Annotated in this window: 19 protein-coding genes and 1 pseudogene; 5 read left to right on the top strand and 15 right to left on the bottom strand. The window is 32.9% G+C overall.

The annotated features are described in order from the left end of the window. Positions 1–104: 104 nt before the first annotated feature. The 10 genes from GQR97_RS03370 to GQR97_RS03415 form a co-directional block, all read right to left on the bottom strand. Positions 105–1,631 (bottom strand): bifunctional GNAT family N-acetyltransferase/carbon-nitrogen hydrolase family protein, encoded by a 1,527-nt coding sequence (locus GQR97_RS03370; RefSeq protein WP_158845318.1) that lies wholly within the window; start codon positions 1,629–1,631, stop codon positions 105–107. A 3-nt stretch (positions 1,632–1,634) separates the two neighbouring features. Further along, a complete protein-coding gene (locus tag GQR97_RS03375; protein WP_158845320.1) occupies positions 1,635–2,609 on the bottom strand; it encodes a deoxyhypusine synthase family protein in 975 nt (324 codons plus the stop codon). Continuing rightward, positions 2,599–3,537 carry an agmatinase gene (gene speB, locus GQR97_RS03380; RefSeq protein WP_158845323.1) on the bottom strand — a complete coding sequence of 313 codons (939 nt, stop codon included), beginning with the start codon at positions 3,535–3,537 and terminating at the stop codon, positions 2,599–2,601. The genes GQR97_RS03375 and speB overlap by 11 nt, the downstream gene beginning before the upstream one ends. Continuing rightward, complete coding sequence (locus GQR97_RS03385; protein WP_158845326.1) at positions 3,530–4,924, bottom strand: arginine decarboxylase; 1,395 nt, start codon at positions 4,922–4,924, stop codon at positions 3,530–3,532. The genes speB and GQR97_RS03385 overlap by 8 nt, the downstream gene beginning before the upstream one ends. Before the next feature lie 479 nt (positions 4,925–5,403). Beyond that, a complete protein-coding gene (locus tag GQR97_RS03390) occupies positions 5,404–6,282 on the bottom strand; it encodes a pseudouridine synthase (RefSeq protein ID WP_158845329.1) in 879 nt (292 codons plus the stop codon). A gap of 183 nt (positions 6,283–6,465) precedes the next feature. Continuing rightward, entirely contained in the window at positions 6,466–7,368 is a 903-nt protein-coding gene (locus GQR97_RS03395) for a geranylgeranylglycerol-phosphate geranylgeranyltransferase (RefSeq protein ID WP_158845332.1), read from the bottom strand. A gap of 71 nt (positions 7,369–7,439) precedes the next feature. Next, positions 7,440–8,369, bottom strand: a complete 930-nt coding sequence (locus GQR97_RS03400; protein ID WP_158845334.1) for a mevalonate kinase — start codon at positions 8,367–8,369, stop codon at positions 7,440–7,442. A 232-nt stretch (positions 8,370–8,601) separates the two neighbouring features. Further along, on the bottom strand, positions 8,602–9,690 hold the full coding sequence (locus GQR97_RS03405; RefSeq protein ID WP_158845337.1) for a diphosphomevalonate/mevalonate 3,5-bisphosphate decarboxylase family protein: 1,089 nt from the start codon (positions 9,688–9,690) through the stop codon (positions 8,602–8,604). Between the two features lie 288 nt (positions 9,691–9,978). Then, the gene (locus GQR97_RS19760; protein WP_233267594.1) at positions 9,979–10,326 is read right to left on the bottom strand and encodes a DUF1697 domain-containing protein; all 348 of its coding nucleotides are present in this window, start codon (positions 10,324–10,326) and stop codon (positions 9,979–9,981) included. Positions 10,327–10,334: 8 nt separating this feature from the next. Then, entirely contained in the window at positions 10,335–10,790 is a 456-nt protein-coding gene (locus GQR97_RS03415) for a GNAT family N-acetyltransferase (RefSeq protein WP_158845340.1), read from the bottom strand. Between the two features lie 177 nt (positions 10,791–10,967). On the opposite strand from GQR97_RS03415, the gene GQR97_RS03420 reads away from it, so the two are divergent. Further along, positions 10,968–11,432, top strand: a complete 465-nt coding sequence (locus GQR97_RS03420) for a hypothetical protein (RefSeq protein WP_158845342.1) — start codon at positions 10,968–10,970, stop codon at positions 11,430–11,432. A 1-nt stretch (position 11,433) separates the two neighbouring features. After that, positions 11,434–12,864 carry a M64 family metallopeptidase gene (locus tag GQR97_RS03425; RefSeq protein ID WP_158845345.1) on the top strand — a complete coding sequence of 477 codons (1,431 nt, stop codon included), beginning with the start codon at positions 11,434–11,436 and terminating at the stop codon, positions 12,862–12,864. Between the two features lies 1 nt (position 12,865). Here GQR97_RS03425 and GQR97_RS03430 read toward each other — a convergent pair whose 3' ends face one another. From GQR97_RS03430 to GQR97_RS03440, 3 genes and pseudogenes are all read right to left on the bottom strand, one after another. After that, the gene (locus tag GQR97_RS03430) at positions 12,866–13,387 is read right to left on the bottom strand and encodes a DUF4136 domain-containing protein (RefSeq protein WP_158845348.1); all 522 of its coding nucleotides are present in this window, start codon (positions 13,385–13,387) and stop codon (positions 12,866–12,868) included. A 229-nt stretch (positions 13,388–13,616) separates the two neighbouring features. After that, positions 13,617–14,613: pseudogene (gene obgE / locus GQR97_RS03435) on the bottom strand (GTPase ObgE). Positions 14,614–14,720: 107 nt separating this feature from the next. Then, positions 14,721–15,830 (bottom strand): adenylate kinase, encoded by a 1,110-nt coding sequence (locus tag GQR97_RS03440; protein ID WP_158845350.1) that lies wholly within the window; start codon positions 15,828–15,830, stop codon positions 14,721–14,723. Between the two features lie 137 nt (positions 15,831–15,967). Between GQR97_RS03440 and GQR97_RS03445 the strand changes: the two genes are divergently transcribed. The 3 genes from GQR97_RS03445 (at position 15,968) to GQR97_RS03455 (ending at position 19,874) form a co-directional block, all read left to right on the top strand. Continuing rightward, positions 15,968–17,122 carry a 5-(carboxyamino)imidazole ribonucleotide synthase gene (locus GQR97_RS03445; protein WP_158845353.1) on the top strand — a complete coding sequence of 385 codons (1,155 nt, stop codon included), beginning with the start codon at positions 15,968–15,970 and terminating at the stop codon, positions 17,120–17,122. 71 nt (positions 17,123–17,193) lie between these two features. Beyond that, on the top strand, positions 17,194–17,676 hold the full coding sequence (gene purE / locus GQR97_RS03450; RefSeq protein WP_158845356.1) for a 5-(carboxyamino)imidazole ribonucleotide mutase: 483 nt from the start codon (positions 17,194–17,196) through the stop codon (positions 17,674–17,676). Between the two features lie 161 nt (positions 17,677–17,837). After that, positions 17,838–19,874 (top strand): M3 family metallopeptidase, encoded by a 2,037-nt coding sequence (locus GQR97_RS03455; protein WP_158845359.1) that lies wholly within the window; start codon positions 17,838–17,840, stop codon positions 19,872–19,874. Positions 19,875–20,007: 133 nt separating this feature from the next. Here the strand turns inward: GQR97_RS03455 and GQR97_RS03460 are convergent, their stop codons facing one another. Further along, entirely contained in the window at positions 20,008–20,445 is a 438-nt protein-coding gene (locus tag GQR97_RS03460) for an exosortase F system-associated membrane protein (RefSeq protein WP_158845361.1), read from the bottom strand. Continuing rightward, positions 20,438–20,929, bottom strand: a complete 492-nt coding sequence (xrtF, locus tag GQR97_RS03465) for an exosortase family protein XrtF (protein ID WP_317164124.1) — start codon at positions 20,927–20,929, stop codon at positions 20,438–20,440. The genes GQR97_RS03460 and xrtF overlap by 8 nt, the downstream gene beginning before the upstream one ends. Between the last annotated feature and the right edge of the window lie 92 nt (positions 20,930–21,021).

The raw sequence follows: 21,021 nt of genomic DNA on the forward strand, positions 1-21,021 counted from the left end.
TTTCACATGTACCTTTTAAAAACATATTATTTGCATTAAACAGGGTTAATTCCTTTTTAGATTCGGGCATTATTTAGCCACAAGATAAATATAATTATTTATGATTACTTTACACGAATTACATCATAAAAATCTTTTCGTCGATCCTTCAGGTTTTTAACAGCTCCAAAAGAATGTAGTTCTCGCAATAAGCTTAAATCTACATCGGCAACCAAAATCATCTCTGTATTAGTCGTAGCTTCTGCTTTTATTCCATTACTTGGAAACGAAAAATCGCATGGTGTAAATACAGCAGACTGCGCGTATTGAATATCCATGTTATTCACGTTTGGTAAATTACCAACACTTCCAGCAATAGCAACATAACATTCGTTCTCTACAGCACGTGCTTGTGCACATAAACGCACTCGAGAATACCCGTTTTGTGTATCGGTTAAAAACGGTACAAATAGAATATCCATACCTTCATCTGCCAATAAACGAGATAACTCAGGAAACTCCGAATCGTAACAAATTAATATACCAATCTTACCACAATCGGTTTCGAAAGTTTTTAATTTATTTCCGCGTTGCATACCCCAAACCTTAGCCTCATCTGGTGTAACGTGAATTTTTTCGTAACGTTCAAAACTACCATCTCTGCGGCATAAATACCCAACATTATATAGTTTATCACCAACCAACTCTGGCATACTTCCCGAAATAATATTAATATTATATGAAATAGATAACTGCTTCATTCTATTAACAATAGTTTCAGTAAACTTTGCTAATTCTCGAATAGCTTCTGGCTCATGCAAATGGTTAAATTCCGCCATTAGAGGTGCATTAAAGAACTCAGGAAACACAGCGAAATCCGATCGATATGCCGAAACACTATCGATAAAATACTCTACTTGTTGCATTAAATCGTCTAGACCTTTATACGGTCGCATTTGCCATTGTATCAACCCTAAACGTACAACTGTCTTAATACTACTTGCTTTTTTATTGGGTTTGGTATAAGAAATATTATCCCATTCCATTAAAACCGCATATTCGCTTGATGCTGTATCACCTTCTAAATAGTTTTTTAAAACCCTAACCGGATGAAAATCATTAGATATTTGAAAGTTTAAAACCGGATCATGAATTTCTTTGCGTTTAACTTTTTCAATATATTCCTTAGGAGTTAAGTCTCTATGTTTATGATAGTTTGGCATACGCCCACCAAATACGATACTCTTTAAGTTTAATGTTTCGCAAACTTCTTTTCTATAATCGTAAAGTCGTCTACCTAAACGCAACCCTCTATATTCTGGTTTTATAAACACATCAATACCATAAAGCACATCGCCTTCTGGATCATGATTTTTAAAGGATTCGCCTGAAATAATATCACTATAAGTATGATTGTCATCTATTTTATCATAATCTACAATAAGCGATAATGCACAACCTGCCAAGTTTCCATCAATTTTAATAACCACCTGCCCTTCTGGGAACATGCTTGTTAATTTCTGAATATGGTCTTTTTTCCAATACGAATCCAGCACACCTCCGTAAGATTCTAAAGTTGCTGTTTTTAATTCTTCAAAATCATCAACTGTTAGATACTTTAATTCTATATTTTCTATTTTTTTAATATTCATGGCTTATTGACCTAAAAGGTAAGCAAAGATTAAAGGTGCAACAATAGTAGCATCACTTTCAATTATAAATTTAGGCGTGTTAATATCTAATTTACCCCAAGTAATTTTCTCGTTTGGCACAGCTCCAGAATACGAACCATAACTGGTTGTAGAATCGCTAATTTGACAAAAATAACTCCAAAACGGTGTATCTGTACGTTCCATATCTTGATACAACATAGGCACCACACATATCGGAAAATCGCCAGCAATACCACCACCAATTTGAAAGAAACCAATACCATTTTTAGAATTATGGGTATACCAATCTGCTAAAAAGGTCATGTATTCAATACCAGATTTTACTGTACTTGCTTTTAATTCACCTTTAAGCACGTAACTCGCAAAAATATTCCCCATAGTACTATCTTCCCAACCTGGGCAAACAATAGGCAAGTTTTTTTCCGCTGCAGCGTACATCCAAGAGTTTTTTAAATCAATCTCATAATGCTCTTCTAAAACACCAGATAGCAACATTTTGTACATATATTCATGTGGTAAAAAGCGTTCGCCATTAGCTTCAGCTTCTTTCCAAATTTGAACAATATGTTCTTGCAATCTTCGAAAAGCTTCTTCCTCGGGAATACAAGTATCTGTAACACGGTTTAAACCTTTTTCAAGTAAATCCCATTCATCTTGAGGTGTTAAATCACGGTAATTTGGTACACGTTTATAATGAGAATGCGCTACCAAATTCATAATATCTTCTTCTAAATTTGCACCAGTACAAGAAATAATTTGTACTTTATCTTGACGAATCATTTCAGCAAAACTAATACCTAACTCAGCGGTGCTCATTGCTCCAGCCAAAGACACTAACATTTTTGCGCCAGATTCTAACTGAGCCTCGTACCCTTTTGCTGCATCAACCAAAGCTGCGGCGTTAAAATGTAAATAATGTTTTTCTATAAATTGCGAAATTGGTCCTTTAGTACTCATCGTTGTCATTGAATTTAGTTGCGTTAGTTTTTTCTTTTGTATTGGTGTAAGCGTTATCGTAATCTTCGCCTACATCCTCGTTCATAAATTTATAGCTTAGCATCTTATAATACAATTTAGCAGCTAAAAAGTCTGACGATTTTTCTTTTTTATTCGGGCAAAGTTCTACAATATCGAAACCTACCACATTTTTCTCCTCAAACACTTGTTTTAAAAAGTCAAGCGTTTCGTACCACAATAAACCACCTGGTTCTGGTGTGCCCGTGCTTGGCATTATCGACGGATCGAAAGCATCTAGATCGAAAGTAATAAATACATTATCAGTCATTTGATCGATTGCTGAATCTACCCAAGTATCATCCACAGCCATATCGTGAGCAAAATAAGTTTTCTCTTCATCCATTACCGTTTTTTCCATAACGTCCATAGAGCGAATACCTACTTGTATTAAATTTGTAGTTTGGCTCGCCTCGTAAACCGCACAAGCATGATTACAGCTAGAACCATCATACTCCTTACGCAAATCGGCATGCGCATCAATATGCAAAACTGTTAAGCTTAGGTACATTTCATTAAAAGCACGAATAGTTCCGATAGATACCGAATGCTCGCCTCCAAAAATGGTTACAAACTTATTCTTCTTAATATATTTTTTAGTCGCTTTATGTACGGCTTCCACCATAGCTTCTGGCGAATCGTTTTCAGTTACGGCATCTGCTAAATACACACCTTGTCGGTATACTTCTGTTCCCGTTTCAATATCGTAAAGCTCCATATTTTCCGATGCTTCTAAAAAAGCTTTCGGTCCTTTATCTGCTCCTTTTTGCCAAGTGCTTGTACCATCATAAGGCACAGGGATTAAAACGATTTTTGCGGTTTCTTTTTTCGCAAACTCTTCTGAAATTCCAGCGTAGGTATTATTACTCATAACCTAAAATTTTAAGTAAGTCTTCACTTTTTTGTTGTTCACTAAATATTTTCTTTGTAATGTTTCCATCCTCATCTCTATCTATCAAAATATGCTTTGGCGACGGAATTAAACAGTGCTGCAAACCTCCAAAACCACCAATGGTTTCTTGATAAGCACCCGTATTAAAAAAGCCGATATATAAAGGTTTATCTTTATCATACTTTGGTAAATAGATCGCATTCATGTTCTGCTCACTGTTGTAATAATCATCACTATCACAAGTTAAACCACCTAATAAAACACGCTCGTAACTATCGTTCCAGCGATTTAAAGGCAGCATCAAGAAACGTTTATTAATAGCCCAAGTATCTGGCAATGTTGTAATGAAAGATGAGTTTATCATGTTCCATTTTTCACGATCGTTTTGTTGTTTTTGGTATAAAATTTCATAAATCGCACCACCACTTTCTCCTACGGTAAAGCTACCGAATTCAGTAAAAATATTTGGCACATCTACACCTTCCTCTTCACAAACAATTTTAATTTGATTTACAATTTCTTCAACCATGTAAGCATAATCGTAATCAAAAACTAAAGAATTTTTAATTGGGAAACCTCCACCAATATTTAAACTATCCAAATTTGGACAAATCTTTTTCAAATTCGTGTAAACCCTTAAACATTTAGTAAGCTCGTTCCAGTAATAAGCATTATCACGAATACCTGTATTTATAAAAAAGTGAAGCATTTTTAAATTCACTTTTTCGTTATTCTGAATTTGAGATTTATAAAAAGGCACAATGTTTTTATAGCCAATACCTAAACGTGATGTGTAAAACTCGAATTTTGGTTCCTCTTCCGAAGCTATTCTAATTCCAACATTAAATTTTCCGTTAATCTCATCAGACAGCAACTCTATTTCCTCGTAATTATCAATAATAGGGATTGCATTTTTATGCCCATTATTAATTAATCGCGCTATATTTGTAACATATTGCGCACGTTTAAAACCATTACTAATCACAAAAGTATCATCGGTTATTTTGCCTTCTTTTTTAAGGTTTTCAACAATATCAATATCAAAAGCCGATGAGGTTTCAATATGAATATCATTCTTTAAAGCTTCATTTAAAACATGTTTAAAATGTGAGCTTTTTGTGCAATAGCAGTAATTATATTTACCCTTATAATCGTTCTTTTCAATAGCATCGGCAAACCATTTTTTTGCACGATTAATATTGTTAGAAATTTGTGGTAAATACGTAAATTTTAACGGCGCGCCGTAAGTCTCTACCAACTCCATTAGGTCTACTCCATGAAATTGCAATGTTTTGTTTTCTAATGTAAATTCCTCTTGTGGGAAATCATAAGTTTGATTGATTAAATCAATATATTTTGTATTCAATGTATTTATTTTAAGAAAGTTAAAGATATAAATTGTAGATTAACTACACGTTAAGTCAATAAAAATAAATAAATCAGATTTGAATTTCCGGTTGAGTAGTAGGCACAAAGCCGTACTTATACTGGATAGCATATATGGCAGATACGGAAGTTAGCTTTAAAATTCGGTCGCTTAATCGGTAAGCAGCTTTTGAAAATGACTTCCTAATGTCCAAAAGCCCGAACACAGAAACAGAGTTCAATTCGTTCAGCTAATAATAGTGCAAATGAAATACAAAAAAATGAAATACAAACTTTTTTTTAATTTATTTTTAAAATATTTTTTATCATCTCCAAAAGCCCTGAATCCACTCGATAGTTTCTGTTTTAAATTAATAATATTTAGTTCTTAAAACAATAAAAAACGCACGTATAAAAATTTACACGTGCGCTTTGTACCGAAAAAAACGGCTTCTATTTTTTAAACTTAACTTAAAAAGTTTACAACATTTTTAAAGTGTTTAACTCTTGCTCAGTTAAATGTTTCCAGCTTCCGCGAGGAATATCTTTTTTAGTTAAATGCCCAATAGCAACGCAATCTAAAGTAACAATCTCGTATTTAATGTAATCGAAAATACTACGAATAATAGTGTTTCCTGTATTTTTAATTTTAAGTCCAATTTCTTTTTTAGACGCATTATCGATATAGCTAATTTCCTCTACTTCAATAAGTTTTCCATCAATTTTAAAACCAGCTTGTATCTTTTTAAGATCTTCAAGTTTTAAGTTCTTATCCAATTCAATATGAAATAAGCGTGGTACACCATGTTTAGAATTAGTAAATTTAGCCGCTATGGCATCATCGTTTGTAAATAATATTAACCCCTTAGAGTTTCTACCTAAACGCCCAATAGGCTTTATACGCGAACTTGTTGAATTAGCAACCAAATCCATTACCGTTCTCCCTTTACCTTCGCTAGTTGTTGTAGCAAATCCTTTAGGTTTATTTAATAAAACGTAAGCTTTTTTCTCAGGGTTTATACGTGCCCCATCGTAACGAACTTCGTCTGCAACCTTAACTTTATATCCCATTTCGGTAATTACTTTACCGTTAACGGTTACTAAACCAATAGCAATATGATCATCGGCCTCTCGACGAGAACATATTCCAGAATTTGCAATGTATTTGTTTAGTCTAATTTCATCAGGATTACTCGCTTTTTTAGGTGCAGGATTTCCTTTTTTAATAGGCGCATTTCCTCTAGAAAAACTTTTACTTTTTCCGCCTTCGCCTCCTCTAGCAACGCCTTTTTTAGCTTCTCCTTGATTACCTCTTCCTGAAGGTTTCCCTTTTCCGCTTGTTCCTTGATTTCTATTCATGACTAATAATTTTCTGCAAAGATATATTTAAAATTATGATTGACGATTTAAGTTTTACTTTTTGTTTTCTTTAAATATCACGAAAGCCCTTAATAGCAATGTTTTATTAATGAATCGTGATACGTTGTATATATGCTGAAGTTCTACTTTTCTTTTATGTATAACTGAAGAAAGAACTCTTTACTAAATTCTATTTAAAACCACACTAACCTTTATAAGTACGATACTAAAGGCGCCAACAACAATTATAAATTTTAAAATATTATGAAGTATTAAATAATGCGTTTTTGTTCGAGACATCCATAATATTAACAAAAAAGCCAATAACAACGGAATGCATAAATAGAAATATAGATACATATAACCAATATCGTAACGCGAAAGCAACAAACTCATAGGTAACCACGTTAAAACAGCCAAAATGGTTAACATAACTTTCGATGCTTTTTCCCCATAAACAATGGGAATAGTCTTGTAGTTTTGAGCCAAATCTCCTTTTATATTTTCTAAATCCTTGGTAAGCTCTCTCATAGACATTATTAGAAACAAGAATATAGCATGTACAAAAATTACGTGTTCGAAGTTTTTGTAATACATAAAAATTGCAAAAAATGGTGTTATAGTTAACACAGCAGACGTTAAATTACCAATAAAAAGCATTTTCTTTAACTTATGCGAATAAAACCATATTCCAAAAATATAAACAGAAAAGAAAATAACACCTTTAAAGGATACGTAGCTCGCCATAACTGCAGCTAAAAAATTAAGCACAAAATAGAAAGACAGCTTCGTGTTTTGGCTAATTAGTTTATCTAACTTAGATTTTATAGGTCGATTAATCAAATCCTTTTCTGAGTCGTAAAAATTATTGATAATGTATCCGCCAGCAATCGCAGCAGCCGATGCTAAAACAAGCATGAGTAAATTTAAATCTAAAACAACTTGTTTTACAGGTAGATCATGCGCAAGAATAAAAATAGCAGTTAAATATTGGGCTATTACAACAACAAGAATATTGTAACCACGCACTACAGAAAACATACTAAAAAACTTAAGTAAAATGTGCTTTTGTTTTCTGGACAGCATAAAAAATTGCTTTTGAAAATATTGTTAAACAATTTCGAAAGTTCACGAAACAATATAACAAAACATGAAATTTAGAAGTTATAAACTACTTCTAATTTATAATCAGAAAGTGCTTTTTCGGCTTTACCAAGATCTTCAGTAAAACCTAAAATATAACCTCCACCACCAGAACCACAAAGTTTTAAATAATAATCGTTGGTGTCGATACCTTTTTTCCAAAGTGCATGAAACTGTTGAGGAATCATGGGTTTAAAATGACTTAAAACCACTTTAGACAAACTCTTCGTGTTTTTAAATAAGGATTTAATATCTCCTTTTAGAAAATCATCTACACAGGCATCGGTATGTTTTATAAATTGATTTTTCAACATATTACGAAAACCCTCTTGCTTCATGTTTTCCATAAATAAACTTACCATAGGTGCTGTTTCTCCTACAATGCCACTATCTAATAAAAACACAGCTCCTTTACCTCCATTTTGTTGAGCAGGAATACCTGTAGCTTCAATATTATCTTTAGAATTGATAAGAATTGGAATACTTAAATAACTATTTAACGGATCTAAACCCGAAGATTTTCCATGAAAAAAAGATTCCATTTCAGAAAAAACCGTTTTTAACTTTAAAAGTTTTTCACGCGTTAAATTCTCCAAAACAGTAATTTTATCTTGAGCATATTTATCATAAATAGCAGCAACTAAAGCGCCACTACTACCTACACCATAACCTTGAGGAATAGACGAATCAAAATACATACCCGAATTCACGTGTTTTTTTAGTGAAGCCACATCAAAAACAACCAATTCTGGATTAATATTTTCTAAATAATCAACATAACGTTTTAAACTTGCATTGGAAGCAATTGCAGCTTCCGACGGATTATTATCCTTTTTTAAAGCCCCATTATAAAAATTATAAGGTATAGATAAACCTTTAGAATCCTTAATGATTCCATACTCTCCAAAGAGTAATATTTTTGAGTAAAATAATGGTCCTTTCATAAATAAATAATTTAAAGTAAAAAATTAATAACTACCGCTTTAACATATAACAGTACTTACCAATAATCTCCCCGTTTTGGCTAATTTGGGCTTAAACATTGTAAATCCTTCTTCGTCAAATAATTCACAATAATTATTGCAAAAATAATACTTTTATTTTTAACAATATTTTCACGCTTTCTAATTTATATTAAATCAAGTAATAAGATACAATTAAATTCGTAGAAAAGATCTACTCTACTTTAATTAATTGAGCTCCAAAACCAATTTTATCGTTAATATATTCGCCTTTCTGGCAAAAAATTACTAATTCATTTTTAATGAATTTAAGCACAGAAACAGCTTCATTTTCAGGATACAAGACATGTACATTGGCTCCTGCATCTAAAGTAAAACACACTTTAGACCCTGTAGATTCTCTAAAACTCCAAATTTTATTTATAATTTCTAAAGTATTCGGTTTCATTAAAATAAAATAAGGCATACTCGTCATCATCATAGCGTGTAGCGTTAGCGCTTCACTTTCTACTAAACCTATAAAAGCATTTAAATCACCAGATTTTAAGATGCTTTTTATGCTCGACAGATTTTTATTAGCCTGCTCAAAACGTTGCTGAGCGAATGGATGACCGTACATTAAATTATGGCCAACCGAACTACTTACTTGCTTTTCTCCTTTATCAACTAGCAAAATAGTATCGTGATAGTTCTTAAAATTTTGATGAACTTCAAACGGATATTTTACACCGAACAAATCCGAACTTCCATCAATTTCATCATGTTTTCCCCAAACCACCAAATCACCTTCTAAACTACGGCAAGCACTTCCAGAACCTAAGCGAGCCAAAAATGATGCTTTCTGAATAAAAAATTTATCTGAAATATTTTCAACAAACTCCTTTTCTATACTCATTAAACACAATGCCAACGCACTCATCCCTGATGCCGATGATGCAATACCAGAACTATGTGGAAACGAATTTGATGTTTCTATTTTAAAATGAAAATCTTTTAAAAATGGTAAATAGATTTCTATACGTTTAAAAAACGTTTCAATTTTCGGTTTAAAATCATCCTTTTTTTCATTATCTAAAAACACATCAAACGAAAAAGCTTCTTTATTTTCCTTTTTCGAAAAGCTTAGTTTTGTAGTGGTTTTACAATAATCGAGCGTAAAACTTATCGATGGGTTTTCGGGTATTTGATCTTGCTTTTTGCCCCAATATTTAACCAAGGCAATGTTACTTGGTGAACTCCACGTGAAGTCTCCGCTTTCAATATGGTTTAAATATGGTTTTGGGATAAAATCGGTTTCGGTCATGTTTAAATTTTCAGCTTAAAGGAAGCTTGTTTTGGCAAAAATAAGAAATATATGTGCTATTTTTAATGAATTCGTGAATAGAGTATAATTCCTTTTTTAATCGTTCTTTGCTGCTAACTCAAGTAACTTTACCATAGTTTTATAATTTCTAGCAGTTGCGGTTACTTTAAGTTTTCGTTCAAAAAAATTATTGTTATACTTTGTCTTTCCGTAACCAATAGCCGAATAAAAATAGACACAATTAGCAGTAATTATAATCTCTTCATTTTCATACTCTATTTTAGAAGCCTAATTTGCCAAGTTTTTATTTGGAGTGTTGTATAATAATGAAAAATAACTACTTTTCTTTTTTTCTTCGGAAAAGGGACTGTTTTTAAAAATAGCTTCTAATTCTTGATGCGTTCTAACAAGAACAGGGACTTCGAATCCAAAATTAGCTAAAATAGCATCTCCAATTTTTTCTTCTAGTTTAAATTGCTCCTCTTCTTCAGAATTAAAAATAATATTACCACTTTGAATATAAGTTTGAACATTTTTGAAGCCAATTTCAGTAAGAAAATCACGAAGTTCCGCCATTAAAACTTTCTTTTTCCCACCAACGTTTACTCCTCTTAGTAATGCGATATAAGTTTTCATACCATTCTTTATTTTAATTTTTTAGAGAAACAAATACTATTATTCGCTTTTACATAATCTCCAAAGTTTGGAATAATGCGATAATTATTTTTTTCATAGAAACGAATAGCATAAGGCTTCTCTTTTAATGTTTCGAGAATACAATTTTCAAAATCTAGTTCCTTTCCCCAATCTTCCAGAGCTGATAAAATAGATAGAGCAATACCTTTTCCACGAAAATTTAAAGGCACAAACATGCGTTTAATTTCAACTTCATGATTAGAAAACGCTTTAATACTTCCACAACCAACAAGGTTTTCGTTTTCATCATAAGCCACAACAGCATGTTTTATTTTTTCAGTATTATTAAGTTTTCCGTAAAACGATGTTTTTTCTTTATAATACCCATCTAAATCAAGATCTAAAGCTCTAACCAGTTCTTGAAAGTCTAAATTATCAGGATTTGTTCTTTTTACAATAATCATTCTTTTCGTTTTTTATCGATATAACATCAAGCTTTTCATCCGAAATTAAAGCATTCCCATCTATAAAAACAGAGGAAAACACAATATTCCGTAACTTTGCATAAATTTTTTAATTGTATTGTGAAAAAAGTTGCCCCAAAACATACTAACTTTTACAAAGTTAAAATTACATTTTTAATGTTCCTTATTTTAACATGCATCTCTTGCGCTTCAAAACTAAATATTACTAACAACCAAGTTATTACGGAAAGCAACCCTAAACTTATATTTTTAAACTATAAGATTTCTAAAAACGATAGCGGAGAAAAAACGATTCAATTTATTGATAAAAAAATAGTTGATGGCAAATTACGAAACAAGAGCTCAAAATATATTAATTCGGGTGCAGTAGGCGATTTAGTTTGCGTACAATTAGACAACAATAAAACAACACTTTCCAACCAAATCATTTCAAATCCTTTATTAAAATCTATAGAATTCACAACCGATTCCCTATCTTTTAAAAAGCGAAGAGTTTCCATAAAGCAAACATCATTAAATTTACGCATTCAGTTAAACCCTGCAACCAAGTTTATTCGAATTAAAGAGATTATTGACTCTCTACAAAACACAAAAACGCTTATTATCTCTAGCATTGAATAACATGAAACAGCTTATTTATATCTCGTTTTTATTACTGAATTACCAGTTTATATGGGCTCAGGTTTTTACTCAAGAAACCATTCAAAACTTTGGAGACAATGATAAACGTCTCAATTTGGTGATTTTAAGCGAAGGCTATCAAGTTAGTGAGTTTGAACAATTTAAAACGGACGCCGTTAGCTACACAAATAGTATGTTTAACGAATCCCCTTTTAAAGAATATGCCAATTACTTTAACGTTCATATCATTTACGTACCATCAAATGAAAGTGGTGCAGATCATCCTGGAGAAAGTGATGAGCCGCTAGAAACACCGGACGCACCGATCTCGCCTATAACTAATGTTGACACTTATTTTAATGCCACTTACGACTCTTTTGGTGCACACAGAAGACTTTTTTATGAATTAGACGGAGACTATGCTAACCAAACCGAAGTAAAAATAAATAGTGTGTTAGCTGATAATTTCCCGACTTACGATCAAGCTTTAATTTTAGTAAATTCAGACGTATATGGTGCAAGTGGTGGAGAATTCCCAATGAGTTACACTGGATATTGGGGGCCAAAAACCGTAATTCACGAACTCGGACATTCTATGTTTGATCTCAAAGACGAATATTACCCTGGTGATTTTTTTACTGAAGAAGCCATAAACATGACTAAAGAAAGTGATGAAAATCTTGTAAAATGGAAAAATTGGGTAGGCACAAAAAATGTTGGCGTTTACCAATATACATGCGACACAGGCAATTGTGCAGAATGGTATAAGCCACACCAAAAGTGTATTATGGAAAACCTAAACTATACATTTTGTCCCGTTTGCACTGAAGGTATAATTGAAAAAATACATGATTTATTACCTTCTTTAGAAAGTTACGAACCAAATACGACAACAGTTAACAACCCCGAATTACCTTTAGAATTTAAATTATCCTTAATAAAACCAACACATGATTTAGAAAGAGCATGGACTCTTAATGGGAATCTTTTTGCTTCTAGCGTTGACAATGTTATTATTCAAGAAACCGATTTAAATATAGGATTAAACACTTTAACGGCCGTAATTCATGACAACCCAAGTTCTTTACTAAAAATTGATAATCACGAAACAAAACACATAAGCACAGTAACATGGACTATAAACCATTCTAGTTTAGGTATCGAATCTATTGAAAGTTTGAGTGATAATTTCGAGGTTTTAATGTTCCCAAATCCAGTTTCAAATATGGTAAATTTGAGATTTGAAAGTGAGACTCTTGAAAATTTAAAAGTTGATATTATTTCAATGGAAGGCAGAAAACTACTTTCTACTTCGCTTTCTAATTCTGAAATTAAACCAATAGATATTAGTGCTTTTAGTACCGGAATTTATTTAACAAATTTCTATGCTAACAATGTACTTATAGCAAGCAAACGCTTAGTAAAAAACTAACTTACTCTTTAGGCGGATACTTCTTTAAAACCTTAGCAACAATAGCACTTAAGCGCGCTTCTCTTTTTTCGGGTGTGCTGTTTGGATTGAAATTAGATTCGCTAACGGCTTGCCAAAAGAGTTGTTTTATATTCTCGTCAACAAAATCGAAGGTTACTTTGCGGGTTACTTGAGCTTGACCAATAGGCAGTCCTATGGAAATTCCGCCGCCAACATTACCGCCACCGCCGCCAACACCTACACCAACAGTTTGTCTTTGTGCACCTTGAAATTCAGTACTTTTTATATCGATGAAAAAACTCGGATTGTCCGAAAGAACAAATCCTTTTTCTTTAAGCTGAACATCTAAAGCATCTAACAAACGCTTTGTATCGAGTTCACTTAAACCTGTTTTCATCTCGGCGTAATAATTATAACTCTTGTATTTGGTGAAATCTGTACCTTTTTCGTAATCGTAATTCACGTAAACAGGTGCGCAGGATGCTACTAAAAATAAAAGGGCTAGTACTTTTGCAATTTTCATAGTTTGTATTTTCTATAAATTTAAACAAAAATTGTTCCAAATATTAATTTCTAATTTTGGACTAACTTTTGATTTACCCTGGCAAAAAGTATAATAATTTAGTTTTACAAACCAACTAGACAGATTTACCTGCGTTAGCGATTGAACGACCTGTTTGAGCTCCCCGACCAAAGGAAGGGAGCGAGTAGTGAAAGCGCGACCCTTTTCGGGTAACGCCCAAAATATTTTATTAGTTTAACATTTTCCAAAGCATATCCTTCAATTCAGTGATGCCTTTTTGAGCTACAGATGAAATAAAGATGTATGGAATTGGAAGTTCGTTATCGAGTTTCTATTTTTAGTTCGGCTTGAAGTTCATCGTCAAGCATATCGCTTTTAGATATGGCTATTATACGATCTTTATCTAGCATTTCTGGGTTGTAACGACGTAGTTCGTCGAGTAGAATATCGTATTGTTTTTTGATATCTTCAGCATCGGCAGGAATCATGAACAACAAAATCGAGTTACGCTCAATATGGCGTAAAAAGTAATGCCCAAGCCCTCTACCTTCGGCTGCGCCTTCGATAATCCCAGGAATATCTGCCATTACAAAAGTTTGAAAATCACGATATTTCACGATACCTAAATTTGGTTTTAGGGTGGTGAATTCGTAATCGGCAATTTTCGGTTTTGCAGAGGTTACTACAGATAAAAGTGTTGATTTTCCAGCATTAGGAAAACCTACCAAACCAACATCGGCAAGTACTTTTAACTCAAGAGTTATGTACTTTTCTTCCATAGGCAACCCAGGTTGCGCATAGCGTGGCGTTTGGTTTGTTGATGTACGAAAGTGCCAGTTACCAAGACCACCTTTTCCGCCTTCGGCAATAATTTGCTCTTCGCCGTTTTCGGTAATTTCAAGAATAATGTCGTTAGTTTCTGTATCACGAACAACTGTTCCTAAAGGCACGTCTAGGTAAAAATCTTCTCCATCGGCACCAAAACTTCTACTTTTGCCTCCGTTCTCACCGTGACCGGCACGAAGGTGTTTTTTATATTTTAAATGCAGAAGGGTCCAAAGGTTATCGTTTCCGCGTAGAATTATGTGTCCGCCACGACCACCATCTCCTCCATCGGGACCACCTTTTGTGATATATTTTTCGCGGTGTAAATGTGCCGATCCACGGCCACCTTTACCAGAGCTTACATACATTTTTACGTAATCTACAAAATTTCCTTCTGTCATTTTTCTTTCTTTATTTCTTTGCTTGTTGTAAAGTTGTTTAGTCGATTTTCACCTCGAATAAAAATATCTGCTTTTATATAAACAGCTAAACGAATACACTTTTCAACTTATAGATTATCTATAGCAGTGCTTAAACGCACGGTAATATCTTCTATACTTCCAACACCATCAACACCAAAGTATTTATCTTGAGCGCTGTAGTAATCTTTTAAAATTGCAGTTTTGCTGTAATATTCTGTAATTCTATTTCTTATAATAGATTCATCAGCATCATCAGCTCTGCCACTTGTTTCTCCTCTTTTTAATAAACGCCCTACTAAAATTTCATCATCAACTTCAAGTGCAATCATCGCGTTAATTTGCGAATCTTTAGCTTCCATTAGTTTATCAAGAGATTCTGCTTGTGCATTCGTTCTTGGAAAACCATCGAAGATAAAACCTTTTGCATCAGCATTTTTTTCAACCTCAGCGTTTAACATATCTATAGTTACTTGGTCTGGAACGAGCTCGCCTTTATCAATAAACGATTTAGCTAACATACCTAAAGCCGTTTTGTTTTTAATGTTAAATCGAAAAACGTCGCCGGTAGAAATATGTACCAAGTTGTATTTTTCTTTTAAAAAGTTCGCCTGTGTTCCTTTGCCTGCTCCTGGAGGGCCAAATAGCACTAAATTTGTCATGTGTTGTGTTTCTTTTATTTGATATACTTCTGGTATATTCCTTCCCAATCCATCGTAATCTAGGCCGTAACCTACAATAAACTTATTAGGGATTTCTATACCAACATAATGTAGTTTAAAATCTTTTTTATATGCTTCGGGCTTGTAAAATAATGTTGCAATTTTTAACGCTTTTACATTCTCGTTTTCAAAAATGCGGTGTATTTCGGTTAGCGTATTTCCGGTATCAATAATATCCTCTAAAATAACTACGGTACGCCCTGTTAAATCCTGGGTTAAACCAATTAAACGCTGAATATCTTCAGTAGATTTCACACCTTCGTATGATGCTAATTTGATAAATGTAACCTCGCAAGGTTTTGGATATTTTTTCACAAAATCGCTTACCACCATAAACGAACCGTTTAGCACCCCTATAAAAACAGGAACTTCTTCTCCAATATCGTTCGCAATCTCATCGGCCATCCTAGCTAACGCATCATCGATTTGTTTTGCTGTAATAAATGGTTTAAAATATTTGTCGTGTAACTTTATCACCGTTATTAATTTTTAAAGTGGCAAAGATAATCAATAGATTAACGATTTAGGCTTTTTTGATTTATGAATTGAAGCCTATTTTAAGATTATAACGTATTTTTGCTCATAATTATGACGATTTAGTTAAAAACAAACCAATGAATTACTTTTCTTCCAATTTTAAACTCGGTATTTTAGGTGGTGGCCAACTGGGTAAAATGCTACTTTACAACACTCGAAAATTCGATATTTACACTTGTGTTTTAGAATCTAGTAACGAAGCCCCTTGCAAAACAGCTTGCGATGAATTTCACCTTGGCGATTTAATGAATTATGATGCGGTTTACAACTTTGGGAAACAAGTAGATGTTTTAACGATTGAAATAGAAAATGTAAATATTGATGCTTTGGTGGCCCTTGAAAAAGAAGGTGTAAAAGTATATCCATCGGCTAAAACATTACAAATTATCCAAAACAAAGCCACACAGAAATTATTTTATGTGGACAATAATATTCCAACGTCTCCATTTACACGTTTTGCTTTTACTTCGGAAATAACAGAAGCCATAAATCACGGTAGTTTAAGCTTACCTTTTGTTTGGAAATGCGCTCAATTTGGTTATGATGGCACCGGTGTTAAAATTGTAAAAACAGTTGACGATTTAAAAGATCTACCTAACGTAGAATGCATTACTGAAAATTTGGTGCCTTTTAAAAACGAACTTGCAGTAATTGTGGCAAGAAATGCATTGGGAGAAACAAAAACCTACCCAGTGGTAGAAATGGAATTTCACCCAGAGGCCAACCAAGTAGAATATGTAATTTGTCCCGCTAGAATTGATGCTACTGTTGCTAAAAAAGCAGAAGAAGCAGCATTAAAAGTTTCTAAAGCGATTAACCATGTTGGATTATTGGCTGTTGAAATGTTTCAAACAAAAAACGATGAAATTTTAATAAACGAAGTCGCTCCAAGACCACATAATTCTGGTCACCAAACTATTGAAGCTAGCTATACATCGCAATTTGAACAACATATTCGCGCCATTTTAAATTTACCTTTAGGACGTACTGATAACAAAGTGGGAGGCGTAATGGTTAACCTTGTTGGTGCCGAAGGATTTAGCGGAAATGTGGTTTACGAAAACATAGAAAAAATAATGAGTATGGATGGTGTAACACCACATATTTATGGAAAAAAACAAACTCGCCCGTTTAGAAAAATGGGCCATGTTACTATTGTAAATGAAGATTTAAACGAAGCAAGACGGATTGCCGAAGAAGTTAAGAACTCTATTCGAGTAATTTCAGAATAAAACATATTGGAGGTTTTTATCATTCGAAGCGATTCAAAAAAAAACAATTATAAATTTAATTCATATTGAAAATGAATAAAGTAGGAGTCATCATGGGAAGCAAAAGCGACCTGCCAGTAATGCAAGATGCCATAGACATTTTAAAGGGATTTAATATTGAGGTTGAAGTTGATATTGTTTCGGCTCATCGTACACCAGAAAAATTATTCGACTACGGAAAAAACGCTCACACAAGAGGTTTTGCAGTTGTAATTGCAGGTGCAGGTGGCGCAGCACATTTACCAGGCATGATTGCTTCTCTATCTCCATTACCCGTTATTGGAGTTCCTGTAAAAAGCAGTAATTCTATTGATGGCTGGGATTCTGTGCTATCCATTTTGCAAATGCCAGGCGGTGTTCCCGTAGCAACCGTAGCTTTAAACGGCGCGAAAAACGCAGGGATTTTAGCGGCTCAAATTTTAGGAGCGAGTGACAAAGTTGTTCTAGATAAAATTATAGCCTATAAAGAAGACTTGAAAGTAAAAGTAAACGAATCGGCTAAAAACTTAGGCTAATACTATAAAATGAAAAACCTCGAAATATAAATTTCAAGGTTTTTCTAGCTATTAACAATAATCCTATAAGAGTTAGTCACTCTAAAAATTGTTGATGCAAATTTACAATAATTTACTATGCGTACATACTAAATTTTAATTTTAACTTATATTTAATTAAAATGATAAAAACATCTTTAATTACCCCATTCCAAACACCATACAATTCAGCGCCTTTTTTAGCGATTGAAAACGACGATTATCTTCCAACTTTTAAGGAATCTATACAACAAGCTAAAGCTGAAATTGATGCTATAGTTAACAATACAGAAGCTCCTTCTTTTGAAAACACAATCGTTGCTCTAGATTTTTCTGGAGAACAATTAGACAGAATTTCTAGTATATTTTTTAATCTGAATTCTGCTGAAACTAATGAAACTATTCAAAAAATAGCTCAAGAAGTTTCTCCGTTATTGTCAGAATTCAGCAATGATATCACTTTAAATGAAAATTTATTTAAACGTGTAAAAACTGTTTACAACAACAAAAGCGAACTGAATTTAACCACTGAACAACAAACCTTATTAGACAAAAAATACAAAGGTTTTTCTAGAAACGGAGCTAATTTACCAGAAGACAAAAAGGAAAAATTACGCGAAATAGACAAAAAACTGAGTCAGTTAAGCTTAAAGTTTGGTGAAAACATATTAGCCGAAACCAATAAGTTTGAAATGTTAATTTCAGACGAAAAAGATTTAGCAGGTTTGCCTGAAGGCACTATTGAAGCAGCCAAACAATTAGCAGAATCGAAAGATAAAACGGGTTGGTTATTCACTTTAGATTACCCTAGTTATATTCCTTTTGTAACCTATGCTGATAATAGAGAGTTACGAAAAAAATTAACTTTAGCAGCAGGAAGCAAAGGTTTTAAAGGTGATGATTTAGATAATCAAGATAATGTACTTCAAATTGTAAATCTACGCCATGAACGAGCAAATTTATTAGGTTATAAAACACATGCTCATTTTGTTTTAGAAGAACGCATGGCGCAAACACCTGAAAAAGCTTTAGATTTCTCTAACGAGTTGTTAGAAAAAGCAAAACCGGCAGCGAAAAACGAATTTGAAAATTTAGAAAAATTCGCTAAAGATTTAGACAACATAGACCAATTAGAAAAATGGGATGGCTCTTATTATTCTGAAAAACTGAAACAAAAATTATTTAGTTTAGATGATGAGCAACTAAAACCATATTTTAAATTAGAAAATGTAATTGATGGTGCTTTTACAGTTGCCAACAAATTATTCGATTTAAGTTTTGAAGAAATTGATACAATTGATAAATATCACGAAGATGTTTTAACCTATAAGGTTACGGATGAAAACGGGAATTTAGTTTCTGTTTTTTATGCCGATTTCTTCCCAAGAGCAGGAAAAAGAAACGGTGCTTGGATGACATCTTACAAACCACAATATGTTATAGACGGAGAAAATAGCCGTCCGCATATTTCCATAGTTTGCAATTTCACTAAACCAACCAAAAGCAAACCATCCTTATTAACTTTTAACGAGGTCACTACCCTATTCCACGAATTTGGACACGCACTACATGGCATGTTAGCTAACACAACATACCCAAGTTTATCTGGAACCAGTGTTTTTTGGGATTTTGTAGAGTTGCCAAGTCAAGTAATGGAAAACTGGTGTTACGAAAAAGAAGCCTTAGAATTGTTTGCTAAACATTATGAAACTGGAGAAGTTATCCCGATGGATTTAGTTGAAAAAATTAAAGATTCGGCTAGTTTTCATCAAGGTATGCAAACGCTACGTCAATTAAGTTTCGGGTTATTAGATATGAAATGGCATGGTCAAGATCCTAGCAAAACAACTAGTGTCAAAGATTTCGAAACTGAAGCTTTTAAAGATACTAATCTATATCCAAAAACAAAAGAAACTTGTATGAGTACGGCATTTTCTCATATATTCCAAGGTGGATATTCTTCTGGATATTACAGTTATAAATGGGCCGAAGTTTTAGACGCCGATGCTTTTGAATACTTTAAAGAAGCTGGTATTTTCAACAAAGAAGTCGCTACCAAATTTAAAGACAACATACTTTCTCAAGGTGGAACAGAAAACCCAATGGTACTTTATAAACGTTTTAGAGGTCAAGAACCAAAACCAGAAGCGTTATTAAAACGTGCTGGATTGATAAAATAAATCTATAGAAATTAATATAACAAAGGTGTTTATGAGGTTTTAAAACTGATTAATCACCTTTTTTTTATTCTTAAATAAAAAAATTAGTTAAGCTTATAGAAATAAGTCTTCTATGTTTCTTCAGAATAAAAGATTATTTTATATCCTTCGTTAATTTATAGTAATAAAAAGCAGGCAATAACAATATTAAAATTACCGGTTGAATTAAAAAACGTCTCAAATTAAAAAAGAGATAATAATCGGATTGTTTCGGGTTAATTACAAAGTATAAATACCCACAGATTAAAACCATAAAAGTCATAACGTAAACTAAAGCAGAAAACTTTACAATGCTTCTATCTTTAAAAACTACATAAAGAATCGCTAAAGAAACCAAACCATTTAAAGCATAGCGCAGCGCGGTAAAAGCAACAAGTTTTAACACTTCTCTACGCGGACTATCGATGTACAAATAATCGTTATGAAAAAAGGTTAAATACGGATCGTAAAACAACTCATTTTCAAACCATCGAATTAAAATCAATAAGGTTATCAATATAAAAAGTAAAATATACTTAACTATCTTAGACATCTTTCTTGTTTAATTTTGAAAAACGATTCACCCAAAAAACCCATAGTAGAAAAACAACGCCATAAATAATAGCAGGAAACACTACGGAATGTAAAAATTCCGATTGCTTGGGATAACTATAAATCCCAATCGATAAAATCACAATCCGTAAAACATTAACAACATAAATAATAACGCTACCGGAAAGGATATATAAAATAGTTGTTTTTAACTTCCCTGAGAAGGCAACAATAAACGAAACAAACAAGATTAGTACACTCAACCCATTACAGCCCTCTATTATTCTCGCCACATACTCTCCCTTTAAAACAAGTTTTAAGGAAGGCTCACTTGGGTGCGGTAGAAGCTGAGCATCATAACCAAACGTACTTAGTAAAGAACTAGCTTGTTGGCCAACTAAATGCGTAAAATAATCTGGATAAAACTTAGAACCATCAGAAAATTGTAAATAAAATTTATAGAGTACAGATAGCAGAATATACACTACCAAAAATGTAAGTATGAACTTTATTACCGACCTGTATTTTATAAAGAGTGTTTTCAAATTAAAATGCTATAAACAAAGTACCGAAATTA

The organism is Algibacter sp. L1A34, from assembly GCF_009796805.1.
In the GTDB taxonomy this organism is placed as follows: domain Bacteria; phylum Bacteroidota; class Bacteroidia; order Flavobacteriales; family Flavobacteriaceae; genus Algibacter.

Excerpts from the sequence above, each read along its gene's own strand:
- GQR97_RS03370 (WP_158845318.1), bottom strand. The coding sequence starts at position 1,631 with ATGAATATTAAAAAAATAGAAAATATAGAATTAAAGTATCTAACAGTT.
- GQR97_RS03375 (WP_158845320.1), bottom strand. The coding sequence starts at position 2,609 with ATGAGTACTAAAGGACCAATTTCGCAATTTATAGAAAAACATTATTTA.
- speB (WP_158845323.1), bottom strand. The coding sequence starts at position 3,537 with ATGAGTAATAATACCTACGCTGGAATTTCAGAAGAGTTTGCGAAAAAA.
- GQR97_RS03390 (WP_158845329.1), bottom strand. The coding sequence starts at position 6,282 with ATGAATAGAAATCAAGGAACAAGCGGAAAAGGGAAACCTTCAGGAAGA.
- GQR97_RS03395 (WP_158845332.1), bottom strand. The coding sequence starts at position 7,368 with ATGCTGTCCAGAAAACAAAAGCACATTTTACTTAAGTTTTTTAGTATG.
- GQR97_RS03400 (WP_158845334.1), bottom strand. The coding sequence starts at position 8,369 with ATGAAAGGACCATTATTTTACTCAAAAATATTACTCTTTGGAGAGTAT.
- GQR97_RS03405 (WP_158845337.1), bottom strand. The coding sequence starts at position 9,690 with ATGACCGAAACCGATTTTATCCCAAAACCATATTTAAACCATATTGAA.
- GQR97_RS19760 (WP_233267594.1), bottom strand. The coding sequence starts at position 10,326 with ATGAAAACTTATATCGCATTACTAAGAGGAGTAAACGTTGGTGGGAAA.
- GQR97_RS03415 (WP_158845340.1), bottom strand. The coding sequence starts at position 10,790 with ATGATTATTGTAAAAAGAACAAATCCTGATAATTTAGACTTTCAAGAA.
- GQR97_RS03420 (WP_158845342.1), top strand. The coding sequence starts at position 10,968 with ATGTTCCTTATTTTAACATGCATCTCTTGCGCTTCAAAACTAAATATT.
- GQR97_RS03425 (WP_158845345.1), top strand. The coding sequence starts at position 11,434 with ATGAAACAGCTTATTTATATCTCGTTTTTATTACTGAATTACCAGTTT.
- GQR97_RS03430 (WP_158845348.1), bottom strand. The coding sequence starts at position 13,387 with ATGAAAATTGCAAAAGTACTAGCCCTTTTATTTTTAGTAGCATCCTGC.
- GQR97_RS03445 (WP_158845353.1), top strand. The coding sequence starts at position 15,968 with ATGAATTACTTTTCTTCCAATTTTAAACTCGGTATTTTAGGTGGTGGC.
- purE (WP_158845356.1), top strand. The coding sequence starts at position 17,194 with ATGAATAAAGTAGGAGTCATCATGGGAAGCAAAAGCGACCTGCCAGTA.
- GQR97_RS03455 (WP_158845359.1), top strand. The coding sequence starts at position 17,838 with ATGATAAAAACATCTTTAATTACCCCATTCCAAACACCATACAATTCA.
- GQR97_RS03460 (WP_158845361.1), bottom strand. The coding sequence starts at position 20,445 with ATGTCTAAGATAGTTAAGTATATTTTACTTTTTATATTGATAACCTTA.